This is a genomic window from Pseudomonas sp. RIT-PI-o, assembly GCF_001297215.1.
Lineage (GTDB): Bacteria > Pseudomonadota > Gammaproteobacteria > Pseudomonadales > Pseudomonadaceae > Aquipseudomonas > Aquipseudomonas moraviensis_A.
In genome coordinates, this window is the sequence record NZ_LHPA01000052.1 from 38,321 (window position 1) to 54,791 (window position 16,471).

Genomic DNA, 16,471 nt, shown 5'->3' on the forward strand with positions numbered 1-16,471 from the left:
ATCAGCAATGCGCAAGGCCCAACTCGCTCTTATCATCGCCGTCGCCGGCGGGCTCGCCGCCTGCGGTGAAACCTCCAGCCTGCAAGTCTCCGATGGCACCGGCCCGTCACCGAAACTGCCCGAACCGAACAAGACGCTGATCCCGACAGTGAACATCGCCCCGGCGGTGGGCTGGCCGGAAGGTGCGAAACCGACCGCAGCGGCCGGCACTCAGGTCGCCGCGTTTGCCGAAGGCCTCGATCACCCGCGCTGGCTGTATGTGCTGCCCAACGGCGATGTGCTGGTGGCGGAAACCAACGCGCCACCCAAACCCGATGACAGCAAAGGCATTCGCGGCTGGGTCATGAAGAAAGTCATGGGCAAGGCCGGCGCTGGCGTGCCGAGCCCGAACCGCATCACCCTGCTGCGTGATGCCGACCACGATGGCGTCGCAGAAACCCGCACGGTGTTTCTGCAAAACCTCAACTCGCCGTTTGGCATGACGCTGGTCGGCAACGACCTGTATGTGGCCGACACCGATCGCCTGCTGCGCTTCAACTACGAGCCGGGCGCCACCGAGATCAAAACCCAACCGATCAAAGTCGTCGATCTGCCGGGTGGCACGCTGAATCACCACTGGACCAAAAACGTTATTGCGAGCAAGGACGGCAACAAGTTGTACGTCACGGTCGGCTCGAACAGCAACGTCGGCGAAAACGGTCTGGATCAGGAAGAAGGCCGCGCGGCAATCTGGGAAGTCGATCGCGCAACCGGCAATCACCGGATCTTCGCCTCGGGCATCCGCAACCCCAACGGCCTCGCTTGGGAACCCACCAGCGGCGCGCTGTGGACGGCGGTCAACGAGCGTGACGAAATCGGCAGCGACCTGGTGCCGGACTACATCACCTCGGTCAAGGACGGCGGTTTCTATGGCTGGCCGTTCAGCTATTACGGCCAGCACGTCGATGTGCGGGTCAAACCGCAGAACCTCGATCTGGTGGCCAAGGCTATCGCCCCGGATTACGCCGTCGGCCCGCACACCGCTTCGCTGGGCCTGACCTTCGCCGAGGGCAACAGCCTGCCGGCGCAATTCAAGGAAGGCGCGTTCATTGGCCAGCATGGCTCGTGGAACCGCAAACCGCACAGCGGCTACAAAGTGATTTTCGTGCCGTTCACTGGCGGCAAGCCGACCGGTCAACCGGTGGATGTGCTGACCGGTTTCCTCGACAAGGACGAGAACGCGCTCGGCCGCCCGGTGGGCGTGGTGATCGATCAGCAAGGTGGTTTGCTGGTGGCGGATGATGTGGGCAACAAGGTGTGGCGCGTTTCGGCGAGCAAATAATCTGACGCCTGACACGAAACAACTGTAGGAGTGAGCCTGCTCGCGATAGCGGCGTATCAGTCGACATTTACGTCACAGATACACTGCTATCGCGAGCAGGCTCACTCCTACATTGGATCTTTGTCAGATTTGATTATGGGTTATGCGCCAACTGCCCCGGCTGCAACACCCGCTTGGCGCTCAGATACGCTTTCTGCCAGTAGGCCTTCGACAGGCTGTCGAGCTTGACCGTGCCGCCCGTGGCAGGTGCATGCACGAAGCGCCCCTCGCCCACGTAAATCCCCGCATGACTGACCTGCGAACCGCCATTGGTGGCGAAGAAGATCAGGTCGCCGGTCTGCAAGCCTTCCTTGCCGACATTCGGCGCCTGCATGACGATCATTTCGCGGGTCGAGCGTGGCAGGGAAATCCCCGCCGCGTCGCGGTACACGAAACCGATCAGGCCACTGCAATCAAAACCCGAATCCGGCGTATTGCCGCCCCAACGATACGGCGTACCGACCAGGCCGAGGGCACGGAACAGCACGTCTTCCGCGGCGGGAGAAAAGGCTTGTGAGGGAGCGAACACGATCGGCGCACGAACCACGGGGGCTGGCGGCGGTGTGCGGCTGGCGCAGGCGCTGAGCAGCGCGGCGCAAATAATCAAGGTGAGGCGGGCCGACATCGTCATAAGCAGAACATCCTGATCTGGCTGCGGCTTTCTCTGCCGAATGGACAGAAACAAAACCGCCTGCGTCATCACGCAGGCGGTTTGCCATCAATATAGATTCAGGATTCTAGCGGCTACGCGGCAAACTTCAAGTAAGACTTTAACTTCACCTTGTAAAGTTTAGGTCTACTCCGTTGCCGGACCGTATTGTCGCCGCGAACGCAGCGACATCGGGCTTACTTGCGAGCAGTGACCACGGTCGGCGCCATGGCGAGTGCACGCTTGGCTTCGATGAAGGTCTTGCTCCAGTAGCTGTCACCCAGGCTGTCGATGCGAACACCGCCGCTGCGACGACTGCTGGAGTGGATGAACTGGTTGTCGCCCAGGTAGATACCGGCGTGACTGACACGACCGCGACGACCATTGGTGGCGAAGAACAGCAGATCACCCGGCTCAAGGTTGCTGCGCGACACCAGCGGCGCGTCAACGTTGATCATTTCGCGGGTGGAGCGCGGCAGGTTCATGCCCGCCTCTTCGCGGAACAGGTAACCAATGAAACCGCTGCAATCGAAACCGGCTTCAGAGGTACCGCCGAAACGGTAACGTGTACCGATCAGGGACATGCCGCGTTCGAGGATGCTGTCAGCCAGCACAGGCAGCTGATAAGGCTTGCTGCCGTTGAACTGGTTGAGTTCTTTTTCGGTGTCCAGTTCTTCCTGATAAATAACGGAAGACTGGGCAGTAGCAGAATTCTTGACCTGTTGCGGCGGCTCTTGAACCGGAGAATGAGCAGCACAACCGAATAACAGGGTAACGAGTGCGAGAGGCACGAGGGGTGCGAAGCGCTTTAGCATGGGCACGACCGTGGCTGGTAGTTGTAAAGAAGCCGAGACTATGCCCGCTATCGTCCTCATTTGCAAATTCAATCGAACTTTATGTGACTTCCCGGTTTCGCGTTTACATCTAAGCGCTTAATCCGCCTGGCCGCTCAATTGCCGCAGGCACGGAGGTTTTCTGGCGCCTGAAAGCTGGCAAAAGCCCACTATCACCAGCCCAGAGTTTCCTTGAGGAAGGGAATGGTCAGCTTGCGTTGCGCTTGCAAGGAAGCCTGATCAAGCTGCTCGAGGAGATCGAACAGCGCGCTCATGCTGCGCGTGCCGCGAGTCAGAATGAAATGCCCGACTTCATCGGTCAGGTGCAGACCGCGACGCGAGGCGCGCAATTGCAGCGCACGCAATTTGTCTTCATCGGAAAGCGGGCGCATCTGAAAAATCAGCGCCAGGGTCAGGCGTGATTTCAGGTCAGCCAGCTTCACTGGCAATTCGCGTGGTGAAGTGGATGCAGCGATCAGCAGGCGCCGGCCGCTGTCCCGCAGACGGTTGAACAGATGAAACATCGCCTCTTCCCAGTCCGCCTTACCGGCGATCACCTGCAAATCATCCAGGCAGACCAGTTCGTACTGTTCAAGGTTGTCGAGGATTTCTACGCCGCGGTCCATCAACTCGGCCAGCGGCAGATACACCGCCGGTTCGCCCATCTGCTCGAAGCGCAGGCACGCTGCCTGCAACAGATGCGTACGCCCGACACCGTGCTTGCCCCACAGGTAGATCAGGCTCTCCGTCCACCCGGCGTCGGCTTCGCAGAGACGCTCGACATAGCCGAGTGCAGCGGCATTGGCGCCTGGGTAGTAGTTGATGAAGGTGGCGTCGTCACGCAGACGCACACCTAGGGGCAGCTGAATCGGTTTCATGCTGACTGAACAGTTCTCAAAGGAACCGTTAGTGGCCTCTGTGTAAAGTTTGCGAAGTTTATACCCGTGAGGCTGAGCGCACAATGCGACAGACTCCAAGCAAAATCAAAGGTTTGCGTTGAAGCACCGGTTTTGTGACGGATTCTCTGGCGCCCTCGCCCGTACGACACCGGGCAGCCCGGCCAAAGGCCCGGCCGCCCGCGACATCACAGCTCGGGTTCGTCAACGCCGCTGTAGATCTCGGAATCCTTGTACAGAACGTGGACATGCCGCACCAGCACCATGATCACCGCCGCCACCGGCAGCGCCAGCAGCACGCCGGTGAACCCGAACAGCTCGCCACCCGCGAGGATGGCAAAGATTACCGCCACCGGGTGCAGGCCGATTCGGTCCCCGACCAGCAGCGGCGTCAGCACCATGCCTTCCAGCGCCTGACCAACCATGAACACCGCGACAATCCCGACCATCGGATAGAGATCGCCACCGAACTGGAACAACCCGGCGATCAACGCCGCACCGATGCCGATGACAAAGCCCATGTACGGCACGATCGCCGCGAGACCGGCAATCAGGCCGATCAACAGCCCCAGTTCCAGGCCAACGATCATCAGGCCGGCGGCATAAATCACCCCCAGCGCAACCATCACCAGCAACTGGCCACGCACGAATGCGCCGAGTACCTCGTGGCACTCACCCGCCAGCGCCACCACGCGTTCTTCGCGATCACGCGGCAGCAGGCTGCGGATCTTGCCCATCATCACGTCCCAGTCGCGCAACAGATAGAAGCTGACTACCGGGATGAGCACCAGATTCGCCAGCCAGCCGATCAGCGCCAGGCTCGAGGCCGTGGCCTGGCTCAGCACCACGCCGACGATGTCGGTGGTCTGGCCCATGTGTTCGCTGATTGCGGCTTTGACCTTGTCGAACTTCCAGAAACCGTCCGACAGGCCCAGTTTCGCCTGCGCCCATGGCACAGCGGTGTGCTGCAACCAGTCGAGCATCTGCGGCGCCAGCTCGTACAGACGCAGCAATTGCTTAGCGAGCATCGGCACCAGCACCAGCATCAACGCCGTGACGATCAGGGTGAACAAGGCAAATACGGCAATCACGCCCCAGGTTCGCGACAAACCGAGCCGCTCCAGGCGATCCACCAGCGGATCGAACAGATAAGCCAGCAACAACGCGACCAGAAACGGCGTGAGGATCGGGTGCAGCAACCATACAAACGCGCAAAGCAGGATTACCCCACCGAGCCAGAACCAACGCCGCGTATCGGCCATTTACCACTCCTGATGCTTCTATATAAGGAAAAGACTTACCAACGAAACCGCAACGACGGTGCCACCGCTGCCGGGGTTGGCGCTGCTACCGCAGGCGCACCCTCGACGGCTGGCTGCACAGGTGCCGCTGGAACCGGCGCCTCGGCAGGCAGCTCCTGCAACTTCGCCAGCGACAATTGCGCGCGCAACTGATCGGCGCTGCCATTGACCCGATAGACGATGCGATCGCCCTGCACGCTCTGCAGACGCACGCCGAACGGTTCGAGTAACCGCAGCAGCGCCGCATAATGCTCCAGATTCATGCCCTGCACTTCCAGAGTCTGCTGACCCGATGCGCCGGGCTTGGCAACGAATCGCGGCGCCAGACGCTCGGCCACCGCCAGCATCACCGCATCGGCAACCGCAGCCTGGTCGGCGCCCTGCACGCTGCCGGCTTCTTTCTGATCGCCGAGCCACAGCCGCCATTTCGCCTGCCACTGCCCGCTCTCTTCACTGGCATGCACCGCGAGCAAGGCGTCAGCGTTGTAGCGTTCCGAAGCACTGCGCAGGGGCGCGGGATCAGCACTTTCCAGCGCCGGCGCAGTGGCGACGAGTTGTTCGCTGAGATCCGCCAGCGGCAAACGCAGTGGCAAGCCGCGATGTTGCGCAGCCGTGCGCAACGTTGAGGCAGCGGCCTGACCGTCACCGACCAGACTCGCACCTTCAGTCGAATCGTTCAGCCACCAGCTCAAAATCGACGGCCGACTGGCGCCCCACACCGGCAGCCCGGCGCGGCGCAACGCCTGCTCGGTGGTTGCCGGATCGAAATCGACTTTCAACACTTCCGGGGGGCCGGCATCGAAACCGAACTGGCTGATGATCTGCTGCGGGTCCTTGCGGATCGGTGCCAGCCCCGGGCTCTGCGCGGCTTTCGGGTCGCCGGTCAGGCGCAGCACCAGAGTATCGAGCGCTGCCTGCGTGGCGCGATCGCGCTCTTGCGCAGCCTGGCCGTTGACCGGCTGACGCACCTGATAAAGGCCTTTGAGGTTTTCGGCATGGCTCGCCAGGCTGACCAGTGTCAGGCAGCCCACAAATAAAAATTTACAAAAACGCATGGAAAATTCCCGTCGACAGGAGCGGCTGGAACACGCCGCGTGAACCGTTTGAGCAAGGCTGTGACCCCCTCCTCTGGCAAAACATTCACACGGTGGCGGTAAGTTTTTGCACAGTCCTAACGATAGACGGTTAATCGCCACACCTTATACAGGCAGTCATCCCCTGCGATTGCAAAAAATTTCCGCCGATATGGCCCTGCCCGTCGGTGCGAGGATGGCCGCTGCCCCTCAAGCCTGATAAAATCGCGCGCCTTCGCAGACCGGCAACAGCCGGGCCCCTCGAAACTCGCGTGAGGCGATCGCCCATCGAGTTCGACGTTCCCGCTGACCCGGTCGTTACCCCCTGAATCCCCTCCCCTAAAGGCCTGGATCATGAGCAAGCAACCCTCCCTGAGCTACAAGGACGCCGGTGTAGACATCGACGCCGGTGAAGCATTGGTCGAACGCATCAAGAGCGTCGCCAAGCGCACTGCGCGCCCGGAAGTCATGGGCGGCCTGGGCGGTTTCGGCGCCCTCTGCGAAATCCCGGCCGGCTACAAGCAGCCGGTGCTGGTCTCCGGCACCGACGGCGTCGGCACCAAGCTGCGTCTGGCGCTGAACCTGAACAAGCACGACAGCATCGGCATCGACCTGGTCGCCATGTGCGTCAACGACCTGGTGGTGTGCGGCGCCGAGCCACTGTTCTTCCTTGACTACTACGCCACCGGCAAACTCAACGTCGACACCGCTGCACAAGTAGTGACCGGCATCGGCGCTGGCTGCGAACTGTCGGGTTGCTCGCTGGTCGGCGGCGAAACCGCTGAAATGCCAGGCATGTACGAAGGCGAAGACTACGACCTGGCCGGCTTCTGCGTTGGCGTCGTGGAAAAAGCGGAAATCATCGACGGCTCGAAAGTCGCCACCGGTGACGCCCTGATCGCCCTGCCATCGTCCGGCCCGCACTCCAACGGCTACTCGCTGATCCGCAAGATCATCGAAGTCTCCGGCGCCGACATCGAGAACACCCAGCTCGACGGCAAACCGCTGACCGACCTGCTGATGGCCCCGACCCGCATCTACGTCAAGCCACTGCTCAAGCTGATCAAGGACACCGGCGCGGTCAAGGCCATGGCCCACATCACCGGTGGCGGCCTGCTCGACAACATTCCGCGCGTACTGCCAAAAGGCGCTCAGGCTGTAGTTGATGTGGCCAGCTGGACTCGCCCGGCCGTGTTCGACTGGCTGCAAGAGAAAGGCAATGTTGACGAAACCGAGATGCACCGCGTGCTCAACTGCGGCGTCGGCATGGTCATCTGCGTGGCTCAGGAGCACGTCGAAGTCGCCCTGAACACCCTGCGTGACGCCGGCGAGCAGCCTTGGGTCATCGGTCAGATCGCCGTGGCCGCCGAAGGCGCTGCGCAGGTCGAGCTGAAGAACCTCAAGGCTCACTGATGCCAAAGCCCTGTGATGTCGTGGTGCTGTTGTCCGGCACCGGCAGTAACTTGCAGGCTCTGATCGACAGCACGCGGACCGGCGACAGCCCGGTCCGCATCGCTGCGGTGATTTCCAACCGCGCCGACGCCTACGGCCTGCAACGCGCCCGCGACGCGGGTATCGCCACCCGCTCGCTGGATCACAAGGCATTCGAGGGCCGCGAGGCCTTCGATGCCGCGCTGATCGAACTGATCGACCAATTCAGCCCGAAACTCGTGGTACTGGCCGGCTTCATGCGCATTCTCAGCGCTGATTTCGTTCGCCACTATCAGGGTCGCCTGCTCAACATCCACCCGTCGCTGCTGCCCAAATACAAAGGGTTACACACTCATCAGCGCGCGCTGGAGGCCGGCGACACGGAACATGGCTGCTCCGTACACTTTGTCACCGAGGAACTCGATGGCGGACCACTGGTCGTACAGGCAGTATTACCGGTAGAGTTGCACGACACGCCGCAGAGTCTGGCGCAACGAGTCCACGTTCAGGAACACCTGATCTATCCGATGGCGGTACGCTGGTTTGCCGAAGGCAGACTGACACTCGGAGACCAGGGTGCTTTACTCGACGGCCAGCTACTCGCCGCCAGCGGCCACTTGATTCGAAACTAGGAGATATTATGCGTCGCGCCCTGCTCTTCGCCTGCGCTCTGCTCGCCCTGCCCTTCGCGCAGGCAGCGGACCTTCAACCGTTCTCCGCCAGCTACACCGCCGACTGGAAGCAGCTGCCCATGAGCGGCACCGCCGAACGCAGCCTGACCAAGGAAGCCAACGGCGTCTGGAAACTCAGCTTCAAGGCGTCGATGATGATCGCCAGCCTGACCGAAGAAAGCACCCTGAAGCTGGACAAGGACACCTTGCTGCCGCAGTCCTACCACTTCGAACGCGGCGGTCTGGGCAAAGCGAAAAAGGCTGATCTGGACTTCGACTGGGCCAACAAACTGGTGACCGGTACCGACCGTGGCGACGCGGTGAAGATCCCACTGAACCGTGGCATGGTCGACAAGTCGACCTACCAGCTGGCGCTGCAACATGACGTCGCCGCCGGCAAGAAAAGCATGAGCTATCAGGTCGTCGATGATGGCGAAGTCGATACCTACGACTTCCGTGTACTGGGTTCGGAAAAGGTCGACACCAAGGCCGGCCAGATCGACGCGATCAAGGTCGAACGCGTGCGCGACCCGACACAAAGCAAGCGCATCACCGTGCTGTGGTTCGCCAAGGATTGGGATTACCTGTTGGTGCGTCTGCAGCAGGTCGAGACTGACGGCAAGGAGTACAACATCATGCTCCAGGACGGCACGGTCAACGGCAAGACTGTCAAAGGCAGCTAATCGCGCTGCTGGAACGAAAGAGCCCCGCGAATGCGGGGCTTTTGTTTATCTGCTCAACGATACTGCGCGGCAGCCCTACCCCTCACCCCAGCCCTCTCCCGAGGGAGAGGGAGCCGAGCGAGGTGTCTGCCGCTATCCATCGACCTGAGAAACCGAGTCGAATATGGATTCCAAAGCATCGCACGATCAGTCCCCTCTCCCTCCGGGAGAGGGTTAGGGTGAGGGGGTTTTGAAGGTCAAACTCACACCGAAAACCGCGCCACCATCCCGTTCAGATCCACTGCCAAACGCGACAGATCCTGACTCGCCGCACTGGTCTGATTGGCCCCCGCCGAGGTCTGCATCGCCAGATCCCGGATGTTCATCAGATTGCGATCCACCTCGCGCGCCACCGCGGCTTGTTCTTCCGAGGCACTGGCGATCACCAGGTTGCGCTCGTTGATCAAGGTGAACGCCGAGGCAATTTCCTCCAGAGCAGAACCTGCGCTCTTGGCTAATTCCAGGGTCGAACGCGCCCGTGCGTTGCTTTGCTGCATTGAGCTGACAGCCGAATCGGTGCCCTGCTGGATCCCGCCGATCATCTGCTCGATTTCCTGAGTCGACTGCTGAGTGCGATGAGCCAGCGCGCGCACTTCATCGGCAACCACCGCAAAGCCACGCCCGGCATCGCCGGCGCGCGCCGCTTCGATCGCGGCGTTGAGGGCGAGCAGATTGGTCTGTTCGGCAATTGAGCGAATCACGTCCAGCACTTTGCTGATGCCATGAACCTTTTGCGCCAACGCTTCAACCTGCGCCGCATTGTTGGTGACGTCACCGGCGAGAAACTCGATCGACGTCACCGTCTGCTGCACCTGCTCGCGCCCTTGCCGGGCGATGCGGTCGGATTCGCGGGAAGCTTCGGACGTGGCGACAGCGTTGTTCGCCACCTCTTCCACCGCAGCCGTCATCTGATTGACCGCCGTGGCGGCCTGCTCGATTTCCTGACTTTGCTGGTGCAGACCGCGCGTGGCGTCTTCAGTGACACTGCTCAACTCCTCGGCCGCCGAGGCCAGTTGCGTGGACGACTCGGAGATGCGCCGGATCGTGTCGCGCAGATTGTGCTGCATGCTTTTCAGCGCTTGCAGCAAGCGCGCCGGTTCGTCTTTGCCTGCGATGTGAATATCACCGGTCAAATCCCCGCTGGCTACCACTTCAGCCACGCTGAGCGATTGCGACAATGGCACGACGATGCTGCGTGTCAGCAGCAATGCCAGGCCAATGGTGATCAGTGCGGCCATGGCGATCATCACCCCGACCCACACCCGCGATTGACTGAACACCAACCGTGCAGCCTCGGTGGCCAGGTTGGCGTTGTGTTTATTCATCTCGACCAGATCGCGCAGAGTCACGGCAATCTCATCGGCCAGTGGACTCATCTGATCATTGAGAATCGCGGACGCCTCAGCGACCCGATTCTGCGCTGACAGCTGTAGGACTTGTGCCTGCAGCTCGAGGTATTTGTGCTCGGCAACCTTGAAGCGATCGAACAGCGCGCGCTCTTCAGGCAAGGCGATCAACCGGTCATAGCGCTGCTGCGCTTCGCTCAAGCCACTGCGCAGTTCGTTGAGCTTGGCGACGTTCTGCTCCAGCGCCTTGGGGTCACGGTTGAGCAACAGGCGCATGGTCAATGCGCGCAGACGCAGCATGTCCTGACTCATTTCCCCGACCGCCATCACGCTTGGCAGCCAGTTGTTGTCGACTTCATCGGACTGCGCACGCATGTTCGACATTTGCAGCAAGGCGAACGCCCCAAGGGCGAACACCATCAAGGCCAGCAGACCGAAACCCAGACAGGCGCGCGGGGCAATATTGAGACTACGGATATTCATGACACTGGCTCCTTCCAAAAAGCGCTGCATCAGCCTGCAGCGGATTGCTTTAGAAGGTATCGGCATTGCAAGAAAATTGCGTAAGACGAAAAGGCGATAGACAGACGAGCGGCTAGTTCGAACCCCTGGCCTTGACGTTTCAGCGCTGACCAGCGGTTCTGCCTGGATCGCGGGGCAGTATGGCCAGGAAGTTATCCCGAGCGACTTTACGCGCCACCCCTTCCGGCAAGGCATCCAGGAACGGGCGGTAAGCGTGCATCTCCTTACCGAGCTTGTTGAATCGTCCTACCACGTCAGAGCCCAGCATGAAGCGCTCGGGGTATTTCTCCACCAGCGCCAGCCATTCCGCGCGCGGCTTGCCCTGCTCGTCCAACAGGTACGGCGTGAGCATGCTCCACGACAGGTCGATAAACAGATTCGGATAGGCCTCAAGCATGCGCGTCAGGGTCGGCAAGAGAAACGGCAACTGGGTCTGATGCCGATGAATCTCGGCGCTGGTACCGGCATGCGCCCAGATGAAGCGTGTGTGCGGGTGATTGCGCAGCGGCTCTTCCACTTCCTTCAGGTACAGCGGATTTTTCTCACGCTTGGAGGTGATGTTGGAATGCAACATCACCGGCAGATCGTTTTCCGCGGCGAGGTGATAGATCTTGGTCATTGCCTCGTTGTTGGCGCGGGGCGTGTCGCCGGCGGTCAGCGCCGTCAGATCGTCGTGCCGGGTAAACACCTCGCCGATGCCCTGCCACAACCCCGGATACAGGTCGAGCATGCGCTGGATATGCGCAGCGGAATTCTTGTCATTGGGATTGAAGCCGGACAGGAACGGATGAAAGTACTGGCGCTGCTCCGGCGCGAGTTTCTGCACCGCGTCGGCGATGATCACGTCGGTGGCGCTGTACCAATAGGCATCGGCATCATCACCGGCGTAGTAACGCGGGCGCTTGGGTTCGTCTTCATGCCATTTCTTCGCCACGGGAATGCCGGAAATCATCACGTGCTCGATGGAGTTTTCCTTCATGGCCGTAAGCAATTTCTGCATGCCGGCGCTTTCCTGGAAAAAATCCACGTAATGCAGGTGCGCATCGCTGTAGGTGTATTCGCGGGCGCCCGCGCTTCCAGCGAACAGCAGCAGACAGGCAAGACTCAGACGAGACAAGGACACAAGTAATCTCCGGCAGATGGGCATAGCCTAGACCGCGCCCGAACGACAAGGGTTCATCCGTGCCGAAAAGCGGAACGCCGACTGCCGGGAATGCTCTATAACTGCAAGGTCTGTTTTGATCGAACGATTTTTCCTGCCGCCTGTGAGGTTTCCATGACTGTCACCGTCAATACCGTCTCTGCCGAAGGTTTTCGTCATACCGTCCAGATCGACGATCACGAATTGTTTGCCGACGTACCGAAAACCGCCGGCGGTGAAGGCACCGCGCCGGAGCCGCACGACTACTTCGATGCCGCTCTCGGTGCCTGCAAAGCGCTGACCCTGAAGATGTACGCGAAGAAAAAAGACATCCCCCTCACCGGCGTGGGTGTCGAAGTCAAGCGCGACAACAGCGAAGAGCAGAAAGGCAAATACGCCCTGCACGTCACCCTGACGCTCAAAGGCGTACTGACCGACGCCCAGCGCGAGGAACTGCTGCGTGTGGCCGATCGCTGCCCGATTCACAAGCTGATGACCACCAGCGAAGTCAGCATCGAAACCCACGCGCCACAAGGCTTCGACAGCCAATAATCCTCCCGATGCCAGCGGCGGGTTATGCTTCTGGCATCACCCGCTCAGTCTGGAATGCACCATGGACATGCCACTCCTGATCATCCGCCCACGCGCCGAAGACGTCGAAGGCCAGCCGATCCTGCGCCCGCTGCCGTCAGCCAAATGCCGCAACGTCGGGCCTTTCGTGTTTTTCGACCACATGCTCGAAACGATTTATCCGACGGGCAAAGGCATGGATATCCGACAGCACCCGCACATCGGTCTGTCGACCCTGACCTATCTGTTCGAAGGACAACTGCAGCACAAAGACAGTCTTGGCTCCGATCAGGTGGTCGGTGCTGGCGATGTCAGCTGGATGACCGCTGGCAGCGCCATCGCCCATGTCGAGCGCACCCCTGCGCCGCTGCTTGCCGAGACTTTCACCTTGCATGGCTTGCAAGTCTGGCTGGCCTCACCCAGGGAACACGAACAGGGCCCGGGGCATTACAGCCATCACCCGGCAGCGACTCTTCCGGTCAGCGATAACCTTGGCGTGCAGATTCGGATGATTGCCGGGTCAGGTTTTTGCCTGGAATCGCCAGTGCCGGTGCTTTCTCCTACGCTGTATGCCGAAGTGAAAATGCAGACTGCGACCACACTGCTGATTCCGACCGAGCATCAAGAGCGCGCAGTGTATGTGTTGAGCGGCGATGCGCAGTTGAATGGCGAAGCGATCGAGCCGCATGCGCTGGTGGTGCTGCCCGCTGGCGAAGAAATGAGTCTGTTTGCTGAAAGCGATGTGCACGCGGTGGTGTTCGGCGGCGCGCCGCTGGACGGTCCGAGACGGATCAACTGGAATTTCGTCGCCAGTGATCCGGCGGCGATTGATGAAGCGCGGCGCAAGTGGGCGGCCGGAGATTGGCCGACGGTGCCGGGGGAAGTCGAGCGAATCGAATTACCGCGCTAGGCCGCTTACCCTCACCCCAGCCCTCTCCCAGAAGTAGAGGGAGCCGACCGAGGTGTCTTGCGTTATACAAAGACCTGAAGAGTCCCGGCGATTATGGATTCGCCTATTCACGTTCAGGTCGACGTCACTCCCGAGCACCCCCCAATCAGTCCCCTCTCCCAGAAGTAGAGGGAGCCGAACGAGCTGGCTTGCGTCATACAAAGACCTGAAAAATCCCGGCGATTATGGATTCGCCTATTCACGTTCAGGTCGACGTCACTCCCGAGCACCCCCCAATCAGTCCCCTCTCCCTCCGGGAGAGGGCTAGGGTGAGGGGCTTTTCGCTTTTAGCCGTTGAACACTTCATCCAGCAGATCATGCATCGACTTGAACGCGCGCTTGGCGGTCTTTTCGTCGTACATCATTTTGCCCGGCACGTTGGCGTGCGGATCGGTAAACGAGTGCACCGCACCGCCGTAGATGAGCAGTTGCCAATCGACGTTCGCCGCGTTCATTTCATCTTCGAACGCCGGCAGTTGCTCCTTCGGCACCAACGGATCGGATGCGCCATGCAGCACCAGCACCGAGCCCTTGATGTTCTGCGCATCCGCCGGATTCGGCGAATCCAGCGTGCCGTGGAATGACACCGCCGCTTTCACAGGCGCGCCAGTGCGGGCCAGGTCCAGCGCGCAGCAACCACCGAAGCAGAAACCGAACACCGCCAGTTTCGACGTATCAACCGTTGCTTCGCCCTGGCTTTGCAATTGCTCGAAGGCCACTTGCAGACGTTTGCGCAGCAGCGCACGGTCGTCCTTGAGCGGCATCATCGCTGCCAGCGCCTCATCAGCATTCTGCGGACGCACGGTCTGGCCGTAGACATCTGCGATCAGTACCACGTAACCCTCGGCTGCCACCGCTTTGGCGATGTCTTCGGCACCGGCGCTGACGCCCATCCAGTTCGGCGCCATCAGCAAACCCGGGCGCGCGGCCTTGTGCTCGGCGTCGAAGGCAAGGCGACCTTCATAGGCATGGCCGTCGATCTGATAGACCACGGAACGTACAGTGACTTGGCTCATTTCTGACTCCTGATTGGGTAGACACCAGAACGAAAAAACCCGCCGAAGCGGGTTTTTCCTACAACGTGATCAAACCGACAGTTCAACCAGCAGCTTGTTCAGACGGCGCACATAAGCGGCCGGATCCTTCAAGCTGTCGCCCGCAGCCAAGGCGGCCTGATCGAAGAGGATGTGCGACAGATCGCCAAAACGCTCTTCGCTCTGCTCGCCATCGAGTTTCTCGATCAGCGGGTGGCTTGGGTTGAATTCGAAGATCGGCTTCGAATCCGGGACTTTCTGCCCGCTGGCTTCGAGGATCTGGCGCATTTGCAGGCCCAGGTCCTGTTCGCCGATGGCCAGAATGGCCGGCGAATCGGTCAGACGATGGGACACACGCACCTCAGCCACGGAATCGCCCAGTGCGGTTTTCAGACGCTCGACCAGACCTTCTTTGGACTTGGCGACTTCTTCTGCAGCTTTCTTGTCCTCTTCCGAGTCCAGGTTGCCCAGATCGAGGTCACCACGCGCCACGTCGACAAAGGTCTTGCCGTCGAACTCGCTGAGGTAGCTCATCAGCCACTCGTCGATGCGGTCGGTCAACAGCAGCACTTCGATGCCTTTCTTGCGGAAGACTTCCAGGTGCGGGCTGTTCTTGACCTGCGCGTAGGTTTCGCCGGTGAGGTAGTAGATCTTGTCCTGACCTTCCTTGGCGCGTGCCAGGTAGTCAGCCAGACCGACAACCTGCTCGCCATCGTCGCCCTGGGTCGATGCGAAACGCAGCAGACCGGCAATTTTCTCTTTGTTGGCGAAGTCTTCTGCCGGGCCTTCTTTCATGACCTGACCGAAGTTCTTCCAGAAGCCCTTGTATTGCTCAGGCTCGTTCTTCGCCAGTTTTTCCAGCATGTCGAGCACACGCTTGGTCAGCGCGGTTTTCATCGAATCGATGATCGGGTCTTTCTGCAGGATTTCCCGCGACACGTTCAGCGACAGGTCATTGGAATCGACCACGCCTTTGATGAAGCGCAGGTACAGCGGCAGGAACGACTCGGCCTGATCCATTACAAACACACGCTGCACGTACAGCTTCAGGCCCTTCGGCGCTTCACGCTGGTACAGGTCGAACGGCGCGCGGGCCGGTACGTACAGCAGCGAGCTGTACTCGAGCTTTCCTTCGACCTTGTTGTGGCTCCACGACAGCGGATTCTCGAAGTCGTGAGCGATGTGTTTGTAGAACTCCTGGTATTCCTCGTCCTTCACCTCAGTGCGCGGACGGGTCCACAAGGCGCTGGCGCGGTTGACGGTTTCCCATTCAACGGCAGGAGCCTCTTCGCCTTCGGCCGGGGTAACTTCCTTCGGCAGTTCGATCGGCAAAGCGATGTGATCGGAATACTTCTTGATGATATTGCGCAGACGCCAGCCATCAGCGAACTCGTCTTCACCGGACTTCAGGTGCAGGACGATGCGGGTGCCGCGCTCTGGCTTGTCGATGGTGGCGACTTCAAACTCGCCCTCGCCTTTCGACGACCAGTGCACGCCTTCGCTGGCATCGGTGCCGGCGCGACGGCTGTAGACATCAACCTTGTCGGCAACGATGAAGGCCGAGTAGAAGCCCACACCGAACTGGCCGATCAGGTGCGAATCTTTTTTCTGATCGCCGGACAGGTTTTTCATGAAATCGGCGGTGCCGGATTTTGCGATGGTCCCCAGGTGGGGGATCACATCGTCACGGGTCATGCCGATACCGTTGTCTTCGAGGGGGACGGTCTTGGCGTCCTTGTCGAAGCTCACACGGATTTTCAGGTCAGCGCCACCTTCGAGCAACTCAGGCTTGGCCAGGGCTTCGAAGCGCAGCTTGTCGACAGCGTCAGAGGCGTTCGAGATCAATTCGCGCAGGAAAATTTCCTTATTCGAATACAGCGAATGGATCATGAGGTGCAGCAGCTGCTTTACCTCGGTCTGGAAGCCCAGGGTTTCCTTTTGAGTTTCCACACTCATGGTCATCAAACTCCAAT

Annotated in this window: 15 protein-coding genes; 6 read left to right on the forward strand and 9 right to left on the reverse strand. The window is 60.3% G+C overall.

What is annotated here, in order from left to right:
- Window positions 1–7 precede the first annotated feature (7 nt).
- Entirely contained in the window at window positions 8–1,321 is a 1,314-nt protein-coding gene (locus AEQ63_RS26570) for a PQQ-dependent sugar dehydrogenase (protein WP_064365428.1), read from the forward strand.
- Between the two features lie 133 nt (window positions 1,322–1,454).
- On the opposite strand, the gene AEQ63_RS26575 is transcribed toward AEQ63_RS26570, so the two are convergent.
- The 5 genes from AEQ63_RS26575 to AEQ63_RS26595 all read right to left on the reverse strand — a co-directional run bounded on the left by AEQ63_RS26575 (window position 1,455) and on the right by AEQ63_RS26595 (window position 6,094).
- Entirely contained in the window at window positions 1,455–1,991 is a 537-nt protein-coding gene (locus AEQ63_RS26575) for a C40 family peptidase (protein ID WP_042607602.1), read from the reverse strand.
- A gap of 215 nt (window positions 1,992–2,206) precedes the next feature.
- A complete protein-coding gene (locus AEQ63_RS26580; RefSeq protein ID WP_016773699.1) occupies window positions 2,207–2,824 on the reverse strand; it encodes a C40 family peptidase in 618 nt (205 codons plus the stop codon).
- Window positions 2,825–3,015: 191 nt separating this feature from the next.
- Window positions 3,016–3,720: a DnaA regulatory inactivator Hda gene (gene hda / locus AEQ63_RS26585; RefSeq protein ID WP_007919828.1), complete on the reverse strand. Its 705-nt coding sequence runs from the start codon at window positions 3,718–3,720 to the stop codon at window positions 3,016–3,018.
- Window positions 3,721–3,926: 206 nt separating this feature from the next.
- Entirely contained in the window at window positions 3,927–5,000 is a 1,074-nt protein-coding gene (locus AEQ63_RS26590; RefSeq protein WP_042607601.1) for an AI-2E family transporter, read from the reverse strand.
- A gap of 35 nt (window positions 5,001–5,035) precedes the next feature.
- Window positions 5,036–6,094, reverse strand: coding sequence for a DUF2066 domain-containing protein (locus AEQ63_RS26595; RefSeq protein WP_064365429.1), 1,059 nt, complete (start codon window positions 6,092–6,094; stop codon window positions 5,036–5,038).
- A 372-nt stretch (window positions 6,095–6,466) separates the two neighbouring features.
- Between AEQ63_RS26595 and purM the strand changes: the two genes are divergently transcribed.
- Genes purM through AEQ63_RS26610 form a run of 3 tightly spaced genes read left to right on the forward strand, consistent with a single transcriptional unit; the run spans window position 6,467 to window position 8,897 of the window.
- A complete protein-coding gene (purM, locus tag AEQ63_RS26600) occupies window positions 6,467–7,525 on the forward strand; it encodes a phosphoribosylformylglycinamidine cyclo-ligase (RefSeq protein ID WP_016773695.1) in 1,059 nt (352 codons plus the stop codon).
- On the forward strand, window positions 7,525–8,175 hold the full coding sequence (gene purN / locus AEQ63_RS26605; RefSeq protein ID WP_064365430.1) for a phosphoribosylglycinamide formyltransferase: 651 nt from the start codon (window positions 7,525–7,527) through the stop codon (window positions 8,173–8,175). Before purM ends, purN begins: the two co-directional genes overlap by 1 nt.
- 8 nt (window positions 8,176–8,183) lie before the next feature.
- Complete coding sequence (locus AEQ63_RS26610) at window positions 8,184–8,897, forward strand: DUF3108 domain-containing protein (protein ID WP_016773693.1); 714 nt, start codon at window positions 8,184–8,186, stop codon at window positions 8,895–8,897.
- A gap of 242 nt (window positions 8,898–9,139) precedes the next feature.
- Here AEQ63_RS26610 and AEQ63_RS26615 read toward each other — a convergent pair whose 3' ends face one another.
- A complete protein-coding gene (locus tag AEQ63_RS26615; RefSeq protein WP_064365431.1) occupies window positions 9,140–10,765 on the reverse strand; it encodes a methyl-accepting chemotaxis protein in 1,626 nt (541 codons plus the stop codon).
- A gap of 139 nt (window positions 10,766–10,904) precedes the next feature.
- Window positions 10,905–11,951: an amidohydrolase family protein gene (locus AEQ63_RS26620; protein ID WP_064365432.1), complete on the reverse strand. Its 1,047-nt coding sequence runs from the start codon at window positions 11,949–11,951 to the stop codon at window positions 10,905–10,907.
- Window positions 11,952–12,080: 129 nt separating this feature from the next.
- On the opposite strand from AEQ63_RS26620, the gene AEQ63_RS26625 reads away from it, so the two are divergent.
- The gene (locus AEQ63_RS26625) at window positions 12,081–12,497 is read left to right on the forward strand and encodes an OsmC family protein (protein ID WP_042607595.1); all 417 of its coding nucleotides are present in this window, start codon (window positions 12,081–12,083) and stop codon (window positions 12,495–12,497) included.
- A gap of 61 nt (window positions 12,498–12,558) precedes the next feature.
- Window positions 12,559–13,425 (forward strand): pirin family protein, encoded by an 867-nt coding sequence (locus AEQ63_RS26630; protein ID WP_064365433.1) that lies wholly within the window; start codon window positions 12,559–12,561, stop codon window positions 13,423–13,425.
- Window positions 13,426–13,751: 326 nt separating this feature from the next.
- Here the strand turns inward: AEQ63_RS26630 and AEQ63_RS26635 are convergent, their stop codons facing one another.
- Together AEQ63_RS26635 and htpG are read right to left on the reverse strand one after the other, a co-directional pair.
- Window positions 13,752–14,480 (reverse strand): dienelactone hydrolase family protein, encoded by a 729-nt coding sequence (locus AEQ63_RS26635; RefSeq protein ID WP_064365434.1) that lies wholly within the window; start codon window positions 14,478–14,480, stop codon window positions 13,752–13,754.
- A 69-nt stretch (window positions 14,481–14,549) separates the two neighbouring features.
- Entirely contained in the window at window positions 14,550–16,454 is a 1,905-nt protein-coding gene (gene htpG, locus AEQ63_RS26640; RefSeq protein ID WP_064365469.1) for a molecular chaperone HtpG, read from the reverse strand.
- Between the last annotated feature and the right edge of the window lie 17 nt (window positions 16,455–16,471).